The organism is Nitrobacter sp. MLSD-S21, from assembly GCF_058809865.1.
Map to the genome: position 1 here is coordinate 104775 of NZ_JBXASZ010000010.1, position 23277 is coordinate 128051.

The following is a 23277-nucleotide window of genomic DNA, read 5'->3' on the forward strand; positions in this document are numbered from 1 at the left end:
ATATCATTAGGTGCTCATGCCCATAGATCGACAGACTCTCCTATCCATCGCGAAATCCGTTCGCTCCAGCGCCAGATCCGTGCGAGCGCAGATTTCGCCGATTCATCCGAAGGGGTATCCCTTCGTCGGTGGCTTTGCATTGGCCACCATCATCTTGTTCTGGATCTGGAGCCCGCTGGGCTGGATCGGAACGCTGCTGACAATTTGGTGTGCGCTTTTCTTCCGCAATCCCGCCCGTGTGACGCCAATCCGAGAGGGTCTTGTCGTCTCGCCCGCGGACGGACGAATCTCGATGATCGCTTCGGTTGTACCGCCCGCCGAACTCGAGCTTGGCGAGATGCCGCTGCAGCGCATTTCGATTTTCATGAGCGTGTTCAATTGCCACGTTAATCGCAGTCCGGTCGCGGGGCGGATCGAACGGATTGCCTATCGCCCGGGCAAATTCATCAATGCCGAACTCGACAAAGCGAGTGAGGACAACGAGCGCAACGCACTCGTGATCTCAACGCCGAATAACGGGCCGGTGGGCGTGATCCAGATTGCGGGGCTGGTTGCGCGCCGTATCGTCTCTTTCGTGCATGAGGGACAGACGGTCGAAGCGGGCGAACGCTTCGGGCTGATCCGGTTCGGCTCGCGGCTGGACGTCTTTCTGCCGGAGGGGACGCAATTGTTGGTGTCCGAAGGCCAGACCGCGGTCGCCGGCGAGACGGTGTTGGCGGATTTCCAGCAAACAGACGGCAGTCGGACCTTTCGAACCAGTTGACCATTGAGTACCTTGCCGGGGTGCCTAGCGGATGGCAGCCCCGGCAAGGCCTTCCTATATGGGGGACGTGCACACGTCATACGACCCGAAATCATCCGAGATGCGCCGCCGCCGGTTTCGTCCGATCCCGGTACGGATGCTGGTGCCAAATTTCATCACGCTGCTTGCGATTTGCGCGGGACTAACGGCGATCCGGCTCTCGACCGAGGGACGGATGGAGCTTGCGGTCGCGGCCATCGTATTCGCGGCCGTGCTCGACGGGCTCGACGGACGGGTGGCTCGGATGATCAAGGGCCAGTCGAAGTTCGGCGCCGAACTCGACAGTCTCGCCGACTTCGTCAATTTCGGTGTAGCGCCCGGCCTGATCCTCTACTTCTGGCAGTTGCACGATCTCAGCAATGTTGGCTGGATCGCAGCGATGATATTTGCGATCAGCGGCGGCCTGCGGCTCGCCCGCTTCAATGCGACGATGAATGATCCGAACAAACCGGCCTTCGCTGCGAATTTCTTCACCGGCGTTCCCGCGCCGGCGGGTGCGATCGCGGTGCTTCTGCCGATCTATCTTTCGTTTCTCGGCATACCGCAGCCCCCCGCTGTATTAACGGCGTTTTACACGTTGCTAATCGCGATCCTCATGGTGTCGCGGCTGCCGGTCTTTTCCGGCAAGGCGGTCGGGATGCGGGTGCAGCCGGAGCTCGTGCTGCCGGTATTCGTGTCGGTGGTATTCTTCATCGCGCTCTTGATCAGTTACCCTTGGGTTGTCCTCTCCTTCGGCTCGATTATTTTTCTGTTGACCCTTCCGATCGGTTGGAAATCCTATCGTGATCAGGATCTCAAGGCGGCCGTGCAGGAAACGTTTCCCGATGCGCCGTTATCCGCGGGAGCAGCCTCGCCATCCGCCGAGGCTGGCTCGCCCACCATTCCGGTCCGGCAGCGCAAGCCAGACAACCGGTCTTCCCGTCCGCATTGAGAAACCCTGCAGAAAGCAGTCGGGCAGCCGGACCATTGTGCGCTTGAGCGGAAATATTCAGTGATCGTTGGTCGCCGGCGGCGACCGGGCAATCTATCCATCGAAGATGGGATGCGGGGGCTTTAGCGCGTTTTTCTTCACGCGAACCGGTGTCCATCCTCGGGTCAAGCCCCAGGACATGCTTTGCTCGAAAACACTATAGGTCCCCAGCGCTATTCCCCGACCGGCTGCGCGGCCACCGCACAAGACACCACGGCATCGTTGATCTCTTGTCTAGAGCTGCTGTGGTTCGACGTTAACACATTGGCAACAGTTACCTTTCCGGTAACGGGTCTTTAATGGCGCAAAAGCTAGGGTGTCCAGGCGTGACTCAGAACGGTTCGCGCCGCCGTCCAGGATGGCCGGTCGAGTACGCGTGGGGTTCATCATGGATATCATGACCGGTGCCGGACTTGCCTTCGGCATGCTCGTAGTCGCCATGATGATCTTCATGGGTGGCGATCTGCACATGTTCGTCAGCGAACATGCAATGATCATCATTTTCGGCGGTTCGATCGCTGCGACGATGATCCGCTTCCCGCTCGGTGCGATTCTGCACGGCCTGCCGCTCGGCGCCAAGTTCGCCTTCACCATGAGCAGGCTGTCGGCGCGCGACCTTGTCGATGAGCTGGCGCGGATTGCGGAGATCGCTCGCAAGCAGGGACCGGTAGGTCTGGAGAAAGTCGAGACCAACGAGCCGTTCCTCGCCAAGGGAATCCGCTTCGTCGCCGACGGCTACGACCTTGAATTCATCCGCGACAATCTCGAGCGCGACCGCGACAATTTTCTCATGCACCTCGATGAGGGAAGCAAGATCTACCGCGCAATTGGCGATTGCGCGCCGGCGTTCGGCATGATCGGCACGCTGATCGGCATGGTGCAGATGTTCGCCAACATGACCGATCCTTCCAAGCTGGGGCCGTTCATGGCGACCGCGCTGCTCGCGACGCTTTACGGCGCGCTCGTCGCCAACCTGTTCTGCCTGCCGATCGCGGATAAGCTCCACGGCAAGCTGCTGGACGAGGAAACCAATCGTACCTTGATCATAGACGGCATCCTGATGATCCGGGATTCGAAGAGCCCGGCGCTGGTGCGCGAAATGCTGCTGGCCTATTTGCCGGAAAAGCATCGCCACGAAGAAGGCGAGCCGGTTCCAGCCTAGGCGTTTTCAAGAATGGATACCGGTTCGCGTGAAGACAACGCGTCAGATCAAAAATCATAGAGCCACGCTTCTGATTCTTTCAGAAGCGGAAAGGCTCTAGTCGGGAAACCAGCGATGGCCAAAAAGAAGCGCGGCGATGCGCATGGCGGAGGGCACGGCTGGTTCGTCACGTTCGCGGATCTGATGGGCCTTATGATGAGCTTCTTTGTGATGCTTGTCGCATTCTCCACGATGGATAATCAAAAGCTCAAGATCGTCGCGGGCTCGATGCGCGATGCCTTCGGTTCCCAGACCCAGGTGCGATATTCCGGCATCATCGAATCGGATGGGCTGCCGACGCGGCCCAAGCTGAAGAACGCCGCGCGCGTCCCGCCGGATGAAACCTCCACGACCCCGACCCCCGATGAACAGGAGCGTTCCAAGACTGCCGGCGCTCGCCTCAAGACGGATCGCGAGTTCGCGCTTGCGTCCGCGTCGCTGCGACAGGCGCTGCAGGATATGCCGGAACTGACAGAGCTCTCCAAACACATCATGTTCGAGGAAACCAAGGAAGGCCTCAACCTGGAAATCGTTGACCAGGATGGCCGGTCCATGTTCGCGGAGGGTTCAAAACAACCTTATGAGCGGACGCGGATGCTGATCAGTAAGCTTGCGGCTCCGCTCGCGGCGACGCCGTTTCGGATCTCAGTTACCGGCCATACGGCTGCGAACTTCATCGCAATGCGCAGCGATTATGACGGCTTCGACCTGTCGGCGGACCGCGCCAACGTTGTTCGTCAGATCCTTGAGCGGGAAGGGCTACCTCCGAGTCATATCTTCGCAGTATCGGGCAAGTCGGACAGCATGCCTTTGTTTCCGGACGATCCGTCACTGGCGGCAAATCGGCGCGTGACCATTACCTTGATGCGCGAGCCTCCTCCGTTGCCACCGAATTTGAAACCCTGATTTGCCGCGAGTATTATGTTACCGGACGAAGTTGTCGGCCGCCCGGCAGGTTGGTGGCGGACTGTCAATGTTATTCGATGATTGACGGACCGGTGCTTGTGCGCGATAGCCCGGATCAAAACCATCATCAGAGCGTTGGCACGATACCATGGCCGTCAGCGATCCAATTGCCGGAGCCAAAGGCGAAGCTCCGGCGAAGACGAGCGGCCTTTGGGCGTTAACGCTCGGAAGCATCGGCGTGGTCTTCGGCGATATCGGAACGTCGCCCTTGTACGCTTTCCGCGAGGCGGTCGATCACGCCGCGCAACAGGGCGTGGTGACGCCTGCGATCGTGCTCGGTGTGCTGTCGCTGATCCTGTGGTCGCTCTTTATCGTCGTGACTGCGAAATACGTTCTCCTGCTGCTGCGTGCCGATAACAACGGGGAGGGCGGAACGCTGTCGCTGATGGCACTCGGGCAGCGAGCGCTGGGGCGGCGGAGTTTGCTTCTGCTGGCGCTCGGCGTGGTCGGCGCCTCAATGTTCATCGGCGATTCCATGATTACGCCGGCGATCTCGGTGTTGTCCGCTGTCGAAGGATTAAAACTCGCCGCGCCGGGGCTTGAGGATTACGTCGTTCCACTGACAGTGGTGATTCTGATTATGCTGTTCGCGGTGCAGAGCCACGGCACCGCGCGGGTTGCTTCGGCGTTTGCTCCGGTGATGGCGCTGTGGTTCGTGACGATTGCAGTCCTCGGCGTTCTGCACATTCACGAGGATCCGAATGTGCTGTTGGCGGTGAATCCCTGGTACGCCATTCACTTCCTGCTTAATCACGGTGTGCTCGGCCTCGTCATCATGGGCCTGGTCTTTCTGTCGGTCACGGGCGGCGAGGCGTTGTACGCCGATCTCGGCCACTTCGGTCGCAAACCAATTCAGGTGGCCTGGTTCTGTCTGGTATTGCCATCGCTGCTGCTGAACTATTTCGGACAGGGGGCGCTGGTCCTCGCCCATCCCGACGCCATCGACAACACCTTCTACCGTCTGGCACCCGCGCCGTTGATCCTGCCGCTTGTTATTCTTGCGACCGCCGCCACGGTGATCGCCAGTCAGGCAGTCATTACAGGCGCCTATTCGCTGATCCGTCAGGCGGTGCAGCTCGGCCTGCTGCCGCGCTTCGAGGTGCGCTACACATCCGAGGCCCATGCCGGTCAGATTTATCTGCCGCGCGTCAACATGCTGTTGCTGATCGGTGTGCTGATGCTGGTGCTGTTATTCCGCACCTCCAGCGGCCTCGCGTCCGCCTACGGTATCGCCGTATCCACCACGATGGTCGCTGACGGCATCATGGGCTTTGTCGTCGTCCGGAAGCTTTGGAATTGGCATGCAGCGACCGCGGTCGCATTGGTCGTCCCGCTTGTCATTGTCGACGTGATGTTTTTCAGCGCCAATCTGCTCAAGCTGTTTGATGGGGCATGGGTGCCGCTTTTGTTCGGCATCGCCATGGTGGTGCTGATATGGACATGGCGCCGCGGCGTGGCAATTCTCATCAAAAAAACCAGGCGTATTGAGGTGCCGCTTCAGGATCTCATTCAAAGCCTTGAAAAGCGGCCGCCGCACATCGTCAAGGGCACAGCGGTGTTTCTGACCAGCGATCCCAATTTCGTGCCCACTGCGCTTCTACACAATTTGAAGCACAACAAGGTTCTTCACGAACACAATGTCATCCTGACGATCGAAACCGCGCAAACGCCCCGCGTCGATCCCACCGAGCGCGTGCGCATGGAAAACATCAGCGAAAAGTTCTCGATCGTCACCCTCCGCTTCGGCTTCATGGAATCGCCGAATGTTCCGAAAGCTTTGGTGATCGCGCGCAAGCTTGGCTGGCAGTTCGATATCATGTCGACTTCGTTTTTTGTCTCGCGCCGGTCGCTGAAGGCTTCCGCGCACTCGGGAATGCCTGCCTGGCAGGATCGGCTATTCATCGCGCTGAGCCGGTCGGCCAACGATGCGATCGATTATTTCCAGATTCCGACCGGACGCGTTGTCGAGGTGGGAACGCAGGTCATCATTTAGAGTCTGGCGGCGCTTGATTTTATGGGCGCAAGGGGCGACCTTGCGCGGCCGGAAAGCGGACGAGCGGCGGGCGAACGCCCAATGCAAAAGCGCAAGGGAGAGTGCGTTGGCGGATCAGAATTTTGTAGTTCACGATTTGTCGCCGGAAGAGGTATCGAAAGGCATTGCCGATGGCCGCTACCTGCTGGTCGACGTGCGCGAGCCGAACGAGGTCGCGGCGGAGGCCTTTCCGGACGCGGCCGTTGTCGCTCTGTCGGCCTTTGATCCTGCGGCGATTCCCGACCCGCAAGGCAAGCAGGTCGTGTTTGCCTGCCGCTCCGGCAAGCGCTCGGTGACTGCTTCGCTGGCGGCGCAGGAGGGAGGTCTTGCTTACGACAAGCATCTCGCTGGCGGGATTCTTGGATGGAAGGCGGCAGGATTGCCGACGCGGCCTGGCGGCTGAGAGTTGATACTCTCGATGAACAAGGTCTTCGCCGACCTGCCGGTTACCATTTTCGAGACCATGTCGCAGCTTGCGCGTGATAACGATGCCATCAATCTCGGGCAGGGTTTCCCCGACGATCCGGGTCCGGAGGATATCCGGCGCGCGGCGGCAGACGCCGTTCTCGACGGCTACAATCAATATCCATCGATGATGGGAATTCCGGAGTTGCGGCAGGCGATCGCCGCTCACTACCACCATTGGCATGGCCTCTCGGTCGATCCGGCGACCGAGGTTATGGTTACCTCTGGCGGCACGGAAGCGTTGACCAGCGCCATTCTTGCCATGGTCGAGCCTGGCGACGAGGTCATCGTTTTCCAGCCGGTCTACGACTCCTATCTCCCGATCATCAGGCAGGCCGGCGGCATTCCGCGCCTGGTTCGTCTGGAGCCGCCGCATTGGCGGATCACGGAGGATGCGTTGCGCGGCGCTTTCACGCACAAGACGAAGGCGGTGCTTTTCAACAATCCGCTCAATCCGGCCGCGGTGGTCTATCCGCGTGAGGATCTGGAGTTGCTGGCGCGGTTTTGCCAGGAGTTCGATGTGGTCGCGATCTGCGATGAAGTCTGGGAGCACGTCGTTTTCGATGGCCGCGAGCATCTTCCGCTGATCACCATTCCCGGTATGCGCGAACGCACTATCAAAATTGGCTCGGCCGGGAAGATATTTTCGCTCACCGGCTGGAAGATCGGCTTTGTCTGCGCCGCGCCGCCGCTGCTGCGGGTCACCGCGAAGGTGCATCAGTTTCTCACCTTCACGACGGCACCCAATCTTCAGGCTGCGGTTGCCTACGGCCTCACCAGGCCCGACGATTTCTTTTTCGAGATGCGCCGCGAGCTGACGCGACGCCGGGACCGTCTGACTCGTGGTCTTGAAGACATTGGATTTCCCGTACTGCCCTCACAGGGAACCTATTTTTTGACGGTGGACCTTGCGCCGCTCGGCCTCAATGAAACCGATCAGGCTTTCTGCAGGCGTATCGTGACGGACTATAAGGTCGCGGCGATCCCGGTTTCCGCGTTTTATGAACGGGATGCGATCACCTCGGTCGTGCGTTTCTGTTTCGCAAAGAAGGATGCCACGCTCGACAGCGCGCTGGAGCGCTTGTCCGACGCGATGCATGCTCTTTAGGACGATGCAAGCGATGATTCAAAATCGATACACATGGATTTCTGTTGTCGCCGCGTTCGCGCTGGGCCTGGGCGTGTTGTCGACACCGCGCGCCGATGCCGCCGCGCGAGTCGTCAATTTCTACAATTGGTCGAACTACATCGCGCCGGGTGTGCTCGAGGCCTTTACTAAGGAAACCGGAATCGAGGTGGTCTACGACACCTTCGACGCCAATGAGACGCTCGAAACGCGGCTCCTTGCCGGCAAGTCGGGATATGATGTCGTGGTGCCAACGGCATACTTCCTACAGCGTCAGATCGGCGCGAATACCTTTCGGAAATTAGACAAGTCGAAGCTGCCGAATCTGGCCTCCGCTTGGCCGGAGGTGGCGAAGAAGCTCGCAGTGTACGATCCCGACAATCGGTATGCCGCGAACTACATGTGGGGTACGACCGGCATCGGCTACAACGTCAAAGCGGTGCAGCGCATTCTTGGACCCGACGGCAAGATCGATAGTTGGAATATCATCTTCGATCCGAACAAGCTCGCAAAGTTCAAGGACTGCGGCATTCAGATGCTCGATTCCGCGGATGATATCTTGCCTGCGGCGCTCAACTTTCTGGGCCTCGATCCGAATTCGACAAAAAAGAACGATCTCGAACAGGCGGCGGCTCTCGTTAGTAAGATCAAGCCCTATGTCCGAAAATTTCATTCCTCGGAGTATTTGAACGGCCTTGCCACTGGCGAGATCTGCCTGGTCGTCGGTTGGTCCGGCGATATCAAGCAGGCCCGAAGCCGCGCGGCGGAGAGCCATAACGGTGTCGAGATCGGCTATGCGATTCCGAAAGAAGGCGCGCAGATGTTCTTCGACAATCTGGCCATTCCCATGGATGCCAAGAACGTCGCTGAAGCCTATGAATTGATCAATTATCTCTATCGGCCTGACGTCGCGGCGAAGAATTCCGACTTCCTGTCTTACGCCAATGGCAATTTGGCCAGCCAGAAGCTTATCGATCCGAAAATCTTCAATGACAAAACGATCTATCCGGACAAGGCCGTGATGAAACGGCTGTTCGTCATCACTTCGCGCGATCCTGCAACGCAACGTTCGATCAACAGACTCTGGACGCGCGCAAAGACAGGGTGGTAGCAGGACACTTTCTTGCGGCTAACCGAATTCCACCTAGCCGGAAAATGCTCTAGCGCCAGCGGCGGTGCAGCCACAGCCATTGATCGGGGTATTCGCGGATCCAGCCTTCGATCACCGAGGTGATGACCTGCATCGTTCCCTGCACGTCGATCTGCCCGTTTGCATCCCGCGCCGGTGTAATCTCGTCCGACAATTCGGCACGGAAGCGATGGTCCGGCAGGCGGATGATCCGCACGCCATGGATCGGGCATTCGATCTGCCGCAAGAGACGCGCCAGCGTGGGATTAGCCTTGGTCTTTCGCCCGAAGAAGGTGACGTCGACGCCGTTGGTGAAATACTGGTCTACCAGCATGGCGACGTGCTGACCGTTTTGCAGCGCTTGCGCTAATTTGAACGGAGCCTCGCGACCTGCCGGGATCAGCGTCCCCATATTGACAGAACGCAATTGTTCGATTGCGCGATCGGCCGATGCGATGTTCGGCCGGCGATACAAAATTGCCGCATTGAGCCCATGCGCGACGGCGGCGACCGCAGGCAGCTCCCAGTTGCCGAGGTGGCTTGCGAAAATCAGCGCCGGCTTGCCGTCGTCGCGTAGTCGCTCAAATAGCTTTTTGCTCTTTGGCTCGATTTCGACGCGGCCGTTTCCAAGACGGTCAGGATCAAGATCCCAGACGTGATCGAGATGAGCGAACTCCGCGCCGATCCGGCCAAGGTTGTCCCATACTCCGGTCAGAATCCTCTCGATTTCGTCTGATGACTTTTCGGGAAAGGCCGCGGTGAGGTTAGCGCGACCGATCTTCTGCTCGCGCAGCATCGGTCCGATCTTCTGCGTGATCCGGCCGAACAGATTTGCAGTTTTGATCGGATCGAAATAGCGCGTCGCTCGCAACAATCCGATCGTCAATGCGCCGATAGCGGCTCCACTCACGGGTTTGACCACGTCGCGCAGTCGGGCGCGGGTTCGAAGGAGGAGGGGGGGCATCAGAACTGGCCGTCACACCGGTTCGCGCGCCAGGATTAGCGACGCGTTCTGACCACCGAATCCGAACGAGTTCGACATCACGGTGGTAATGCGCGCATCGCGAGCTGTATTGGGAACGACATCGAACGGGATCGCCGGGTCCGGTACGTCATAGTTGATGGTCGGCGGTATGCGTTGGTGCTCGAGCGTCAGGAGCGAAAACACCGCCTCGACGGCCCCCGCCGCCGAGAGGGTATGACCGACCATGGATTTGTTTGACGATACCGGGATCTGCCTGGCGCGCTCGCCAAATACGCTTGAGATGCCGAGATATTCCATCTTGTCGTTTTCGGGCGTGCCGGTGCCGTGTGCATTGATGTAATCGATCTGCTCGGTGGTCACGCCGGCGTCTGCCAGCGCGTTGCGAACGCATCCGATGATCGGTTTGCCGTCGGGGCTCGAGCGCGTGCGGTGGAAGGAATCGGCGAGCTCGCCGCATCCCGCCACGATGCCGAGGATTCTCGCGCCTCGGGCGGTCGCCGCCTCGAAGCTTTCGAGTACCAGCGCGCCCGCGCCCTCGGCCATCACGAAGCCGTCGCGGTTCTTGGAAAACGGCCTTACCGCGGCCTGCGGAGGATCGTTGTGGGTCGACAGCGCCGACAGCAGCGAGAAGCGGATCAGCGCCTCGGGATTGACCGAGCCATCGGTCGCGACGCACAGCGCTGCCTCGGCCTCGCCGCGGCGGATCGCTTCGACCCCGAGTTGAATTGCAGTTGCTCCCGATGCGCAAGCCGTCGAGAGCGAGATGGGCGAGCCCTTGGTGCCGAAGGTGTCGGCGAGATGATCGGCAACGGAGCCGAACAGGAAGCGGCGGTGATACCGCTTGAACGCGCCGCCGCCGCTGACCCGCAGTATTTGATCGTAGTCGATCTCGGTATTCGAGCCCATGAGGCGGCCGAGTTCGTGACGCTGCGGCCATTCGAGTTCGACCGGGGCGACCGCGAGAAACAGCGGGCCCGGAAAATCGCCGGCGCTGCCGATATCAGCCTGGGCGATGGCTTCTTCGGTCGCGATATCCGCAAGCCGTTCCGAGAGATCGGTCGACGTGAACGGCTCGACCGGGACGAAATCGATGGTCCCTGCCATCGTGGTTCTCAGGCCGTCGGTCGGAAAACGTGTGATTGTCCTGATGCCGGATTCACCCGCGCAAAGTCTGGCCCAGTTGTCGGTTTTGCCGGAGCCGAGAGACGTCACGACGCCCATACCCGTGACGACGACGACGGGCCTGCCGGATTTGTCGCGCATTGCGGTCATGGTTTCCCCGTCGAATCCTTAAGTCGGCTCAGCTGATCGCCTCGACCAGCGCCATGCCTTCGCCGCGCCAGTGTCCGGCTCCGATCACGACAATCTGGGTCGGCGGCCTGGACATATCAATCTCCTCGCCTGATGGATGGGCAGGTGCGAACAACGCGCCGCGCGACAGCGATAGCGCGGCGATGGCGAGACCCAGCGGAAACTGCGCTTCCATGGTGTGACCGAACATTGTTCCGGTCGCGCGGACCGGGATGTCCGGATGAGCACGGAGGAACGCACGCTCTTCCGAGGTGGCCGGCTCGGCGCCGGTGGCGCCCGTGATGATCGCGGTGGCATTCGTGCGGCCGCCAAGTTTCGACCACAGCGATTCCAACGTTGATGCGGTGTCGCCGGAGCTTTTGCGCCGTGAATGATCGGCGACGACATTGGTTAGGCGCGCAAACGGCTTGGCGCCGCGGGCCTCGGCATGGGGGCGGGATTCAATCACCAGAAAAGCGCCGCCTGATCCGAGCGCGAAACCGCTGTTGTGCTCGCGCGCCCATACCGGCGCGTATTCGTTTTTCAGGTTGAAGTCGCCGAACTCGTAGAGGAGCAGCATATCCTTGCGCTCGCCGTTATGGGCAGCGCCGACTAGAACGATGTCGCTTTGACCGGCTGCAATTCGTGCGAGCGCGATGCGCACCGCATCGACGCCGGCAGCCTCTTCGCCCATGAATGTGCGCGACGAGCCGGTAACGCCGTGCACGATGGCGATGTTGCCGGCGAGAAGGTTGGACAACTGCGCCAGGAAGAGTGTCGGCCGGAGGTCGCTCATCAGCCGTTCATTGAGATAGCCGGGCGCGAAGTTGCCCTTCGTTTCCGCGTTCAAAATTCCGGCGTCGACGACAAGGTCACGCTCGCCGCCGCCTGCGGCGACGATCATGTCCATCCGCGCCAGTATATCCGTGTTGCCTTTGACGCCGGCGGAATCGAGCGCCAGTCCCGCCGCGTACGTTCCGATGCGCTGCCAGGCTTCCATCTGGCGCTGGTCACCCTTTTTCGGAATCTGAGTATCGAAATTGACCGGAGCCAGCGGATGAACGACGTAGGGTGCGAAGCTCTTCTCGTCGGCATTGATACGCCGATGACTCAACGCCTCCCAATGAGCATCAAGGCCTTCGCCAAGCGAGGTGGCGAGTCCGATGCCGGTTATCCAGGTTTCGATCGGCGCTGAAAGCGGTGCTGTCTCAGCCATGAGCAAACATCTGTTGCGGAAACCCGATGCGTTTGGCCATGGTCTCCATGTAGCCACGCAAGTCGTCATTAGGAAAAGGTACCTGACGGAACGTCAGCGTCGCATTGCATTTCGGCTTTCCGCCGACGCTGACTTTCGCACTGGTGATGGTGAAACCGGAGCCTTCGTGAATGACGGCGGCCTCGATCGTCAACAATTCGCCAGGTGTAACGAACGTCCTCATCTTGGCTTCCTTAACCGCGGCCAGAAAGGGCATTCGCTCGAATTTGGTCAGCGCGATCAACAGCCAGCCGGAGGCTTGCGCCATCGACTCGATCAGAAGCACGCCGGGCATCAGAGGGTGTCCCGGAAAATGTCCCTCGAAGATGGTGCTTTCCCGGGGAACCTGCGCTTCGACGGTTATCGATCGCTCTTCCGTCCTTAGGTCGGTGATGCGATCGATCAAATGGAAATATTCGAGGTGCATGACCGCGTGATTACGCGCCCTTGGCGGCGACCAACTCGTCGATGCGCGCGCTGAGGTTTTTCAGGACGAAGTATTGTTCGGTAGTCGCCTTACCGTCGTTGACTTCCTGGGTCCATTTCTCCAACGGGAGCTTGATTCCGAAAGCCTTGTCGATCGCAAAAGCAATATCGAGGAAGTCCAGGCTGTCGATCCCCAAATCATCAATGGCATGGCTCTCGGGCGTAATCGTATCGCGTGGGATGTCGCAGGTTTCCGCAATAATGGTGGCGACCCGATCGAATGTGGAAGACATCGCTAAGCCTTTGATACATTGAAGAGTAGGTACGCCACATAGGCGTACGACGCCGACGCCGTCCCCGCAAGGTCCGGTCCTTCGTGCCGAGCCCATATATCGGAGCGCTGTCCCGAGTTCAATGGTGGCGGGCATTGGATGAAGCCGTATTCCATAGCCGAATCAGTATGTTTTCTATCGTTGCCGTGTCTACGGTGGGGGTGTTGAGATGTGTGCACAACCCCGGAGCCCCATCTGGGCGCAATCCTGAATGTTGCGCAGATCGGCGATGTTCTTGGCCAACCACAGTCCGATGGCGATCAAGGCAATCGTGAAAGCCATTGCGGCCGCGTTTGCCAGCATCCGGTGGCTGAAGTCGTCGGGTTGGTCGCGAGAAGGTCGACGCGGCGACGCATCGTCAGCCTTGTCTGGCGAGCGGGCATCTGCGGCATTCCCCGCCGGGGGGCGGTGCCTCGGCAATCCCGCACGGCCACGCGGCCGGAACTGGAGCACCACGTGCTCTTCCTCCGACACCTTGGGCCGCTGTTTTCTCATCGGTGCTTGGTCCACAAGCTCCTATATATTTATCACGTCGCGCCCGATCCTGACACAGAAAGTCGTCTTGGCCGCGGCTGAAAATCAAGGAACCAGACGCTCCCGCTGTCGCGCTGTAGCCGCTGGCTGCTCCTGTTTGGGCAACCTCCCATCAGAAAAAGCCCGTCGTTCGGGTGCATGTTGGTGACGGCGTCGCGAAGAGGGGGCGATGTCGCTACACGTTCTATCGCAACGGCCTTTTCAGTAACGAGAAGCGGTCGGGATCGAGGCTAAGAGACGGCTGCAGCATCGGCGCGTCCAGCGGGCGTAACGCGGGTCGTTCCATGGGCGCCATGGGGGCGGGATCATGGGGCGCATCGCGATGCGAGGTCGCGCCGCGCCAGCGCTCCAGAACGGCATCCACGAACTGCATATCCTGGCCGCGACTGGCCGACGGCACCGTCGAGATCTTGGCTTCGCTGCGGGGCAACTGGTGCGCCGGGACTTCCTTGAAGCGCAGCCGGGTGGGAAGCGCGACGCCTTCGCCGAAAGCCAGCACCTCGCGGGTTCCGAGCGACGGCACGAACGAGAGCAGGTTAGCAGCCGCATCCGAGACCGCCGAACGCAAGAGCGACTGGTCGCGGTCGTTGGCAAGACGCATCGTGAATAGCGTGTTGCACTGGGAAATGATGGTGGCGTCGAGTTCGGCCGGGCGCTGCGTGACCAGACCAAGATAAACGCCGTATTTGCGGCCTTCCTTGGCGATACGGGAGATCGCCTTGCGCGTGGGGCCGAAGCCGATACTTCGGTCGGCCGACGCATAGCGGTGCGCTTCCTCGCAAACGAACAGCAGCGGCGAGACGCCATCGCTCCATAGACCGAAGTCAAACGCCATGCGGCAGAGAACCGATACCACGGAGTCGCCAACCTCGGCGGGAAAGCCGGCAAGCTGCATGATCGTCATTTGCTTGCCGTTGGCAGGCAGACGGAACAGCAGGCTGACAACCTCGGCCATGGTGTCGCCGCCGACGTTGGCGTTATCGAACATGAAGGCGTAGCGGGGATCGTTGCGCACGGTTTCGATGCGTGAGATCAGCTTGTGGTAGACGATACGCGACGAGCGGTTTTCCAGTCTGCCCATGCGCTCGTCGATCAGCGACATCATGTCGACCAGTCGATAAGGCACCGGCGTGTCGGCCGTGAAGCCGACGCTCTTGGGATCGATACGTTTGAGGCTGGCACGATCTGCGTGCTGATATTGCGTATAGATTCTCTTCGCAATCGGGATCACCTCCGCAAGAACATCGAGCTCCTCCGGCACGCCGGGTCGGCCTCCAAACAGAACGTCGACGATTTCCTCGAAGTTGAACAGCCAGAACGGCAATTTCAGATTGCGCGGGTTCAGCACGAGGGCATGATCGCCGAAACAGCGGCCGTACTCATTGTGTACGTCGAGCAGGAAGATGCGGAGATCGGGGCGCGATCTCACGATCTCGTTGATGAGCAGCGAAACGCCGCTCGACTTGCCGACGCCGGTCGAGCCAAGTACGGCGAAGTGCTTGCTGAGCATTTCTTCGACGTCGACAAAGGCTTTGACGGATTGATCTTGCTGCAACGTACCGACATCGATCTGATCCGCTCCGTTGGGCGCGTAAATGGTCCGGAGCTCCTGATTGGTGATCAGGTCCGCTAGATCATCGATCGCCGGATAGTTGGTGACGCCGCGCTGGAAACGCGGGCGGGGACCGGAGCTGTCAAGGATTTCGCCAAGCAGATCGACCGAGGCGCTTGCCATGAACTCATCAGAGGGCAGATTCTCGCAGGAGACCTCCGTAATCATCGCAACGATCGTGGAGGTCATGCTGCGCAGGCTGACGAACCGGCCGACGGTCGCGCGGGTCGCTGCCGGCGACATGCGGCCGGTCCTCAAAATACCCACGCGCGCCTGTGATCCCCGTACGGAAATGACACGTCCGAAGGAGCTTGCGGTAGTCGAATGAAGCATTTTTCTGATCACATTTCTTGTGTCGTGTGCTGCTGCAGCTTCAATGCTCGCACGGGTTATTGCAAAAAACTGTTAAGCCGAAGGTATCGATCACGTCCCTAGATCTGCCATGCGCGGCGACTGTCTCAATTGGGCGCAACCTGTTTTTCTTCTTGCTGTTTTTATTGCAAAATTCGGCAGTGAGGGCGGCAGGCGGCGCCCTGGGGCTTAAAGATTCGTTTACCTGAAGGCGGTGCCGATAGAATTCCAGGGAGCGCGGGCACATCCTAGCCGCGCGGATCGATCTGTGCCGCTCGGAGCCATTGCGCCCCGACGAACGCGATTCAATCCTGGTTGGGGTAACTGGCTGGGGAACTAGGATTCGAACCTAGACAAACAGAGTCAGAGTCTGTTGTGCTACCGTTACACCATTCCCCAATTAAGCGATTGTTTTAACTTTCTTTTTTCGGAAAGTTTTGCAATGTCGCTCAAAAGTTTTGTAAGCCCGGCTATTTGCTCGCGTGATATAGCCGCCTCAATGTTCGTGGTCTAGCCCATAGGGCGGAAAGAGACGCCACTATTACCACAGCACGAGAGGGGTAGGGACACCCTTCAGATGGGCTCTCTATTTACGATTAATTGCAGCCGTTTCTGACCGTCGGCACCGACCTTCATCTGATCGCGGAAGTGCATGTAATGCTCGACGTTCTGCCGTGACATGCCGATGTCGTTGGCGATCTGGTCGACCTCGTAGCCTTTAACTAGGGGTGGCGATCGTACCAGCGAAAATCCAGGAAACCCGCATAAAACCTAAAACCATCCATAGCCCTGCTTGATCCGCTGAAGGCGGCACTTGAAGTTGGAATTGCCGCAGAAGGACTGGCGCACCACGAATTTCTCGTGTATTTGATATTTCAATAATAATTGAAATATTGAGATGACAATGCACGAAAGACAGGCGCTTGACGCCTTCGCCGCGCTCGCGCAAGAAACGAGGCTCCGCATCATCCGTCTTCTGGTGAAAGCGGGTCGCGAAGGGATGTCCGCTGGCGCCATCGGAGAAGCGATGGACAGCGCATCCTCCTCGCGCATGTCCTTTCACCTGAGTCATCTCGAACAGGCCGGGCTTGTCGAATCTTGGCGCGAAGGGCGGTCGATCATCTACAGCGCGGCCTTAGTGACGCTCTCCAATCTTGTCGAATTCCTCATGCGCGACTGCTGCCAGGGCCATCCCGAGGTGTGCAATCCGGCCGTCGCCGCGCTGTCCTCGTGTTGCGAACCTGAGAAAGGTGCTTCCAATGTCTGATGCAGATCAGTCCTCGCCTCGCAACAGCGCGGCGTGAGGTCGATCATGGACGTCATCATCTATCACAACCCCGACTGCGGCACGTCGCGCAATACGTTGGCGATGATCCGCAATTCCGGCATCGAGCCGCATGTCGTCGAATATTTGAAGACGCCGCCGTCACGCACGCTGCTGACGCAACTCATCGCGCGCATCGGCATCTCCGCGCGGGCACTTCTACGCGAAAAGGGCACGCCTTACGCGGAGCTTGGCCTTGCCGATCCGAAACTGACCGACGACCAGATTCTCGACGCCATGATGGCGCATCCGATTCTTATTAACCGGCCGATCGTCGTCAGCTCAAAGGGCGTGAAACTCTGCCGGCCGTCCGAAGAAGTTCTCAATTTGCTGCCGCCGCAGCAAGGCGAACTCACGAAGGAAGACGGTGAGCGCGTTGTCGACGAACGAGGTCGCCGCATCGCGACGGTGTGAGGAAAAATCATGTCTACTTTCGAACGCTATCTCACCTTCTGGGTCGCGCTCTGCATCGTCGTCGGCATCGCATTCGGCCATGTTATGCCAGGCGTGTTTCAGGCGATCGGCGTAGCGGAAATCGCCAAGGTCAACCTGCCGGTGGCCGTACTGATCTGGCTTATGGTCATTCCAATGCTGCTCAAGATCGACTTCGCCGCGCTCGGTGAGGTTGGCCGACACTGGCGCGGTATCGGCGTGACGCTGTTCGTCAATTGGGCGGTGAAGCCGTTCTCCATGGCTTTGCTCGGCTGGCTCTTCATCGGCTGGTTGTTCCGGTCCCTGCTGCCCGCCGACCAGATCGACAGCTATATCGCGGGCCTCATCATCCTCGCCGCCGCGCCTTGCACGGCGATGGTGTTTGTATGGTCGAATCTGACGAAGGGTGAACCGCATTTCACGCTGAGCCAGGTCGCGCTCAACGACGCGATCATGGTAGTGGCCTTCGCGCCGATCGTCGGGCTACTGCTAGGCCTGTCCGCGATCACCGTGCCGTGGGGCACGTTGATCTTATCGGTGGCGCTCTACATCGTCATCCCGGTGATTGTCGCGCAAATCATCCGACGGCGTCTACTGTCGAGCGGCGGGCAGGCCGCGCTCGACAGGCTGCTCGCGAAGCTCGGGCCGGTCTCACTGGTATCGCTGCTGGCGACGCTGGTGCTGTTGTTCGGTTTCCAGGGCGAGCAAATCATGGCGCAGCCGATGGTGATCGCGCTGCTCGCCGTGCCGATCCTGATCCAGGTCTATTTCAATTCCGGGCTCGCCTATTTGCTCAATCGAATCTCGGGGGAGCAACATTGTGTCGCCGGCCCATCGGCCCTGATTGGCGCGTCCAACTTCTTCGAGCTGGCCGTTGCGGCCGCCATCAGCCTGTTCGGTTTCCATTCCGGCGCGGCGCTCGCGACCGTCGTCGGTGTGCTGATCGAAGTGCCGGTCATGCTCTCCGTCGTGTGGATCGTGAACCGCTCCAAAGGTTGGTACGAGCGCGACGGTAAGGCGGCGGCGGTTGTGGAGGCAAACCGTTGATGTTGCCAAAGCGGGCGGCCCAGGGCCGGAATGGATTTCGGTCGGTCGGCACGGGGTTGCGGCCACGGCCCGCGCGCTATTCGGCCGCTTCCTTGATCGAGTTGTGGCTCGACAGGTTACGACCGCCACGGCTCCAGCGGGACAGCCAGTTGGAGAACTGGTCAAGATAGAGATAGACGACCGGCGTGGTGAAAAGCGTCAACGCCTGACTGACCAGAAGCCCGCCGACCATCGCATAACCGAGCGGCTGACGAATCTCCGATCCAGCTCCGGTGCCCAACATCAGCGGCACGCCGCCGAGCATCGCGGCCATGGTCGTCATCATGATGGGCCGGAAGCGGAGCAGGGCGGCCTTGCGGATGGACTCTTCCGGTGACAAATGCTCCTCGCGCTCGGCCGCGATCGCGAAGTCAACCATCATGATGCCGTTTTTCTTGACGATGCCGATCAGCAGGATGATCCCGATCAGTGCGATCAGGCTGAAGTCGTAGCCGAACAGCATCAGCGTCGCGAGCGCGCCGACACCCGCCGACGGCAGCGTCGACAGGATCGTGATCGGATGGATGTAGCTTTCGTAAAGAATGCCCAGGATCAAATATACGACGATGAGCGCGGCCAGGATGAGCAGCGGAACGGTGCCGAGCGACTGCTGAAACGCCTGCGCGGTGCCCTGGAAGCTGCCGTTGAGGGTGGCGGGCGTACCGAGCTCTCGCATTGCATTCTGTATCGCGTCGGTTGCTTGTCCCAGCGCCACGCCTTGCGCGAGGTTGAAGCTGATGGTGATGGCGGGGAACTGGCCCTGATGGCTGATCGACAGTGGCCGCACCGGCACGGTCGTCCACTTGGCGAAAACCGCCAGCGGGACCTGTTCGCCGGTGAGCGGCGACTTGACGTAGATCTTGTCCAGCGTGTCGACCTTGCCCTGCAAGTCGGGAAGGATTTCGAGAATCACGCGATAGGTGTTGAGCTGCGTGAAGTATTGCGCGACCTGCCGCTGTCCGAAGGCGTCGTAGAGCGTATCGTCGATGAGCTGCGGTGTGACGCCGTAGCGGGACGCCGCGTCACGGTCGATTGTGAGCGTTAGCGTGGTGCCGTTGGTCTGTTGGTCGGTGGCGACATCGCGCAGCTGCGGCAGCGTCTGCAGCTTCTTCAGAACCTTCGGCGCCCAGGTATTCAGCTCGTCGAGATCGGCGTCCTGAAGCGTATATTCGAATTGGGTGCGGGTCGCGCGGCCGCCGAGCCGGACGTCCTGCGAGGCCTGAAGAAACTGTCGCGCGCCTTCCACCTGCTCAAGCTTCGGCCGTAGCCGCTCGATCACTTGCTGCGCCGACGCATCGCGCTCCTCCCGCGGCTTCAGCGTGACGTACATGCGGCCGTTGTTGAGTGCGCTGCCGCCGCCGCCGATGAACATGGCGATGCTGTGCACGGCGGGATCGGCCAACACGATCCCGCCGAGCTCCTCCTGCTTTTTCTTCATTTCCGCGAACGAGATGTCCTGCGCGGCCTCGGAGGTGCCGAGGATCATGCCGTTGTCCTGCTGCGGGAAAAACCCCTTCGGGATGATCACGAACAGGTAGATCGAGAGGCCGAGCGTCACGAAGAACACGAGAAGCGTGGTGCGTCGCCAGCGCAGCACGAGATCGAGACCGCAGCGATAGGCGTTGAGCAGCGCATCGAAACCGCGCTCGCTGAGTTGGTAGAGCCGACCGTGCTTCACGCTGTCATGACTGCGCAGGAAACGCGACGCCATCATTGGGGTCAGCGTCAGCGATACGACGAGCGACACGAAAATCGCCATTGCCAGCGTCACCGCGAACTCACGGAACAGCCGCCCGATGATGCCGCCCATCAGCAGCAGCGGAATCAGCACGGCAATCAGCGAAATGCTGATCGACATGATGGTGAAGCCGATCTCGCCCGCGCCTTTCAACGCCGCCGCCATCGGCTTTTTGCCCTGTTCAATATAGCGGCTGATGTTTTCCAGCACGACGATAGCGTCGTCGACGACAAAGCCGACCGAGATCGTCAGCGCCATCAGCGACAGGTTGTCGAGCGAATAGCCGAATGGCCACATCAGGGCGCATGCGCCGAGCAGCGCCAGCGGAACGGTGACGCTCGGGATGATGGTCGCCCAGAAGTTGCGCAAGAAAAGGAAGATCACCATGATGACGAGGCAGATGGTGATGAGTAGGGTGATCTGAACGTCTTCGATTGCGGCGCGAATGGTGGTGGTGCGGTCGCTGATGATCTTGATCTTGATCGCAGGCGGGATCGCCGCGATCAGTCTGGGCAACTCCGCTTTGATCCTGTCGACGGTGTCGATGACGTTGGCGCCCGGTTGCTTGAAAATGATGAGGAATACGCCGCGCTTGCCGTTCGCCCACGCCGCCTGCTTGTTGTCCTCGGGGCCTGTCACCGCCCGGCCGATGTCGCGCACGCGCAGCGGCGCTCCATTGCGATAGGCGATGATCACGTCGTTCCAATCCTTCGACGCGGTCAGCTGATCGTTGGCATAGATGGTGTAGCTGCGCGTTCCGCCGTCGATGCTGCCTTTGGGAGCGTTGACGGTCGTCAGGGTGATCTGGCTGCGGATGTCCTCGAGCGACAGGCCCTTGGCCACGAGCTTCGCCGGATCGATCTGGATGCGGATCGCCGGTTTCTGCTGGCCGCCAACGAAGACCTGCGCGACGCCGGAAATCTGGCTGATCTGCTGCGCCATCTGGGCGTCTGTGTCGTCGCTCACCGTCGTCAGGGGCAGGGTGTCGGATGTTGCCGACAGCAACATGATGGGCGAGTCGGCGGGATTGACCTTGCGGTAGGTCGGCGGACTCGGAAGGTTCTTCGGCAACTGGCCGCTGGCGGCGTTGATTGCGCCCTGAATGTCGTTGGCCGCGCCGTCGATGTTGCGGTTGAGATCGAACTGGATTGTGATCGACGTCGACCCGATCGAACTGGTCGATGTCATCTGCGCGATGCCGGGAATCTGCGCCATTTGCCGCTCGAGCGGCTGCGCCACCGACGACGCCATGGTTTCGGGGCTTGCGCCGGGCAGGTTCGCCTGGACCTGGATCGTGGGGAAATCGACCTGCGGCAACGGCGCGACCGGAAGCAGCGGGAAGGCTACCAGACCGACAAACAGAATGCCCGCCATCAGCAACGATGTTCCGATGGGATAGCGAATAAACAGCGCAGAAATGCTGTCGTTCATCCTAGTCGCCCGATGACTCGGAGCTCGCGATTGTCGCCGTCACGACCGATCCTGGTTGAACCCGATACTGTCCGGCGACAATAACACGCTCTCCCGGAGCGAGCCCTTTTTTGATGATGGTTTCGCCGTCGATCGACTTGCCAACCTTGATCTTGCGAAACTCAGCTTTGTTGTCTTCCTTGACCACGTAAGCATAAAGTCCGTCGGTTCCATGCTTGACCGCGTCATCGGGAGCCACGACGGCATCCTTCGTCGTGGACACTAGCAGACGGGTCGAGACCGATTGCCCGGGCCACAGGATATGATCCTTGTTCTCGAAAACCGCCTTGAGGCGGATAGTCCCGCTCGCGGTGTCGACCTGATTGTTAATTAGCGTCAGCGTTCCCTCGGAAAGCATCCTCTTGCCGTCGGGTGAGTACGCGACCGTCTTCGGCGAACCGGCCGCGATGGCATCCTTGATTTGCGGCAGTTGATCTTCCGGCGCGGTAAAAATCACGGCGATCGGCTCGATCTGCGCGATGGTGACGATGCCGGTCTGGGTTGAGGCATTGACGATGTTGCCCCGATCGACAAGACGGAAACCGGTGACGCCCGCAATCGGCGCACGGATGCCGGTGTAGTCAAGTTGGGTCTGTGCATTGGCAATCGCGGCTTCGTCCGCAGCGATCTGTGCGTTGAGCTGCTGCACCATCGAACGCTGAGTGTCGGTCTGCTTCCGCGTCGCGAATTCGCCGAGCTTGGTATAGCGCTGCAGGTCGAGTTCGGCGTTGGCCAGATTGGCTTCATCTTGCGCTTTCTTGGCCTTGGCCTGGTCGAGCGCGGCCCGGTACGGCCGCGGATCGACCAGGGCGAGCAGGTCGTTCTTTTCGACCAGCTCGCCCTCCTTGAAGGCGATCCGGTCGATCTGACCATCGACACGCGTGCGGACCACGACGGTGTTGAATCCCTGCACGGTTCCAAGTCCGGTCAGATAGATCGGGAAATCACCTTTGCGTACGGTTGCGATCCTGACCGGAACCGGCGGAACCTGTGCAGCGTTTCTGGTAGGCTCGTTGTGCTTTCCCGTACCGTGGTGCCACAGCGCGTAGCCGCCCATCACAGCGATCACCGCGACGAGGGACGTCCAACCGACAATTCGCGACCGGGACATGATGCTTGCGCCTAGGAAATTAGAGGCTTTCAAAAAATACTCGCGCCGCCGTGGTATATCCGTGCGTATTGCGTGTAAACACACCATCCCTTGAAGTTCTAAGCAATCTGAAAGCTTTGGACGCTGTCGACCCACGCGGGGCGCGCCGATCTTGAAGGCGGTGGCGCCCGTGTTCCGTCTTTTTTCTGATAGCGGAGCATGGTAGGAGTGCCCGTACACGCAGCCTGTTTTTCGATCTGGACGGCGCTACAGAGCCTTGTCGAACGCTTTGGGCTGATGATCCCTGAAATGGTAAATTGGTCGGCATCTATGATCCTGTTTTCTGTTGAGCCGAGATGTGAACGCAGTGATGTTTAGAACGTCACTGAGGACGATTTCGCTTGCGGTCACGCTGACTGTCTTGTCGCTGGTTTCTCCTGCGATTGCGCAGCAGAGCAGTGCGCCGCATCCGACGGCGCCATCCGCGCCGACGCCGGCATTGTCTGCACCGGCAACGACGGTTCAGGCGCCCCCGTCGCCCTCCGGCGCATCGGGGCCGTCTTCCATCGAGGCTGCGCCGTCCTCCGCCGGTGACGCCGGCGCCAACCTGCTGGAGCAGGCGTCACCTCACGACCTGTCTCCGTGGTCGATGTTTATGTCG

Annotated in this window: 21 protein-coding genes, 1 tRNA gene and 1 pseudogene; 12 read left to right on the forward strand and 11 right to left on the reverse strand. The window is 60.0% G+C overall.

The features are described 5' to 3' along the window. Nucleotides 1–16: 16 nt before the first annotated feature. The 8 genes from AC1RT6_RS19850 to AC1RT6_RS19885 all read left to right on the forward strand — a co-directional run bounded on the left by AC1RT6_RS19850 (nt 17) and on the right by AC1RT6_RS19885 (nt 8673). A complete protein-coding gene (locus AC1RT6_RS19850; RefSeq protein WP_079446277.1) occupies nt 17–763 on the forward strand; it encodes a phosphatidylserine decarboxylase in 747 nt (248 codons plus the stop codon). A gap of 100 nt (nt 764–863) precedes the next feature. After that, the gene (gene pssA, locus AC1RT6_RS19855; RefSeq protein WP_079446302.1) at nt 864–1733 is read left to right on the forward strand and encodes a CDP-diacylglycerol--serine O-phosphatidyltransferase; all 870 of its coding nucleotides are present in this window, start codon (nt 864–866) and stop codon (nt 1731–1733) included. Nucleotides 1734–2160: 427 nt separating this feature from the next. Then, nucleotides 2161–2934, forward strand: coding sequence for a motility protein A (locus AC1RT6_RS19860; protein ID WP_079446278.1), 774 nt, complete (start codon nt 2161–2163; stop codon nt 2932–2934). Nucleotides 2935–3048: 114 nt separating this feature from the next. Next, nucleotides 3049–3879, forward strand: a complete 831-nt coding sequence (locus AC1RT6_RS19865) for an OmpA/MotB family protein (RefSeq protein ID WP_079446279.1) — start codon at nt 3049–3051, stop codon at nt 3877–3879. Nucleotides 3880–4027: 148 nt separating this feature from the next. Beyond that, nucleotides 4028–5932 (forward strand): potassium transporter Kup, encoded by a 1905-nt coding sequence (locus tag AC1RT6_RS19870; protein WP_079446280.1) that lies wholly within the window; start codon nt 4028–4030, stop codon nt 5930–5932. Nucleotides 5933–6038: 106 nt separating this feature from the next. Further along, nucleotides 6039–6374: a rhodanese-like domain-containing protein gene (locus AC1RT6_RS19875; protein WP_079446303.1), complete on the forward strand. Its 336-nt coding sequence runs from the start codon at nt 6039–6041 to the stop codon at nt 6372–6374. Nucleotides 6375–6389: 15 nt separating this feature from the next. Next, the gene (locus AC1RT6_RS19880; protein WP_087881129.1) at nt 6390–7544 is read left to right on the forward strand and encodes an aminotransferase; all 1155 of its coding nucleotides are present in this window, start codon (nt 6390–6392) and stop codon (nt 7542–7544) included. 13 nt (nt 7545–7557) lie between these two features. Next, on the forward strand, nt 7558–8673 hold the full coding sequence (locus AC1RT6_RS19885) for a polyamine ABC transporter substrate-binding protein (protein WP_087881130.1): 1116 nt from the start codon (nt 7558–7560) through the stop codon (nt 8671–8673). Between the two features lie 49 nt (nt 8674–8722). Here the strand turns inward: AC1RT6_RS19885 and AC1RT6_RS19890 are convergent, their stop codons facing one another. The 9 genes from AC1RT6_RS19890 to AC1RT6_RS19930 form a co-directional block, all read right to left on the reverse strand. Next, the gene (locus AC1RT6_RS19890; RefSeq protein ID WP_079446282.1) at nt 8723–9655 is read right to left on the reverse strand and encodes a lipid A biosynthesis lauroyl acyltransferase; all 933 of its coding nucleotides are present in this window, start codon (nt 9653–9655) and stop codon (nt 8723–8725) included. A gap of 12 nt (nt 9656–9667) precedes the next feature. Then, nucleotides 9668–10948, reverse strand: coding sequence for a beta-ketoacyl-ACP synthase (locus tag AC1RT6_RS19895; RefSeq protein WP_472789420.1), 1281 nt, complete (start codon nt 10946–10948; stop codon nt 9668–9670). Nucleotides 10949–10976: 28 nt separating this feature from the next. Continuing rightward, the gene (locus tag AC1RT6_RS19900; protein WP_079446284.1) at nt 10977–12182 is read right to left on the reverse strand and encodes a beta-ketoacyl-ACP synthase; all 1206 of its coding nucleotides are present in this window, start codon (nt 12180–12182) and stop codon (nt 10977–10979) included. Then, entirely contained in the window at nt 12175–12648 is a 474-nt protein-coding gene (locus AC1RT6_RS19905) for a 3-hydroxyacyl-ACP dehydratase FabZ family protein (RefSeq protein ID WP_079446285.1), read from the reverse strand. The genes AC1RT6_RS19900 and AC1RT6_RS19905 overlap by 8 nt, the downstream gene beginning before the upstream one ends. 10 nt (nt 12649–12658) lie before the next feature. Next, the gene (locus AC1RT6_RS19910; RefSeq protein ID WP_011510017.1) at nt 12659–12940 is read right to left on the reverse strand and encodes an acyl carrier protein; all 282 of its coding nucleotides are present in this window, start codon (nt 12938–12940) and stop codon (nt 12659–12661) included. 189 nt (nt 12941–13129) lie between these two features. Next, nucleotides 13130–13474 carry a hypothetical protein gene (locus tag AC1RT6_RS19915; RefSeq protein WP_079446286.1) on the reverse strand — a complete coding sequence of 115 codons (345 nt, stop codon included), beginning with the start codon at nt 13472–13474 and terminating at the stop codon, nt 13130–13132. Nucleotides 13475–13697: 223 nt separating this feature from the next. Then, entirely contained in the window at nt 13698–15458 is a 1761-nt protein-coding gene (locus tag AC1RT6_RS19920; protein ID WP_472789422.1) for an ATP-binding protein, read from the reverse strand. A 343-nt stretch (nt 15459–15801) separates the two neighbouring features. After that, nucleotides 15802–15875, reverse strand: a tRNA-Gln gene (locus tag AC1RT6_RS19925). Between the two features lie 319 nt (nt 15876–16194). Beyond that, nucleotides 16195–16425 (reverse strand): hypothetical protein, encoded by a 231-nt coding sequence (locus AC1RT6_RS19930; RefSeq protein ID WP_493029621.1) that lies wholly within the window; start codon nt 16423–16425, stop codon nt 16195–16197. On the opposite strand from AC1RT6_RS19930, the gene AC1RT6_RS19935 reads away from it, so the two are divergent. The 3 genes from AC1RT6_RS19935 to arsB are packed head-to-tail and all read left to right on the forward strand — an operon-like array spanning nt 16381 to nt 18279. After that, a complete protein-coding gene (locus AC1RT6_RS19935; protein WP_079446306.1) occupies nt 16381–16743 on the forward strand; it encodes an ArsR/SmtB family transcription factor in 363 nt (120 codons plus the stop codon). The two genes, AC1RT6_RS19930 and AC1RT6_RS19935, sit on opposite strands and share 45 nt — an antisense overlap. Nucleotides 16744–16788: 45 nt before the next feature. After that, nucleotides 16789–17214 (forward strand): arsenate reductase (glutaredoxin), encoded by a 426-nt coding sequence (gene arsC, locus AC1RT6_RS19940; RefSeq protein WP_079446287.1) that lies wholly within the window; start codon nt 16789–16791, stop codon nt 17212–17214. Between the two features lie 9 nt (nt 17215–17223). Further along, entirely contained in the window at nt 17224–18279 is a 1056-nt protein-coding gene (arsB, locus tag AC1RT6_RS19945; RefSeq protein WP_079446288.1) for an ACR3 family arsenite efflux transporter, read from the forward strand. Between the two features lie 76 nt (nt 18280–18355). Here the strand turns inward: arsB and AC1RT6_RS19950 are convergent, their stop codons facing one another. Then, on the reverse strand, nt 18356–21487 hold the full coding sequence (locus AC1RT6_RS19950) for a multidrug efflux RND transporter permease subunit (protein ID WP_079446289.1): 3132 nt from the start codon (nt 21485–21487) through the stop codon (nt 18356–18358). A gap of 1 nt (nt 21488) precedes the next feature. Beyond that, entirely contained in the window at nt 21489–22637 is a 1149-nt protein-coding gene (locus AC1RT6_RS19955; RefSeq protein WP_079446290.1) for an efflux RND transporter periplasmic adaptor subunit, read from the reverse strand. A gap of 349 nt (nt 22638–22986) precedes the next feature. On the opposite strand from AC1RT6_RS19955, the pseudogene AC1RT6_RS19960 reads away from it, so the two are divergent. After that, nucleotides 22987–23277 (forward strand): annotated as a pseudogene (locus tag AC1RT6_RS19960) (tonB-system energizer ExbB); the annotation flags it as partial.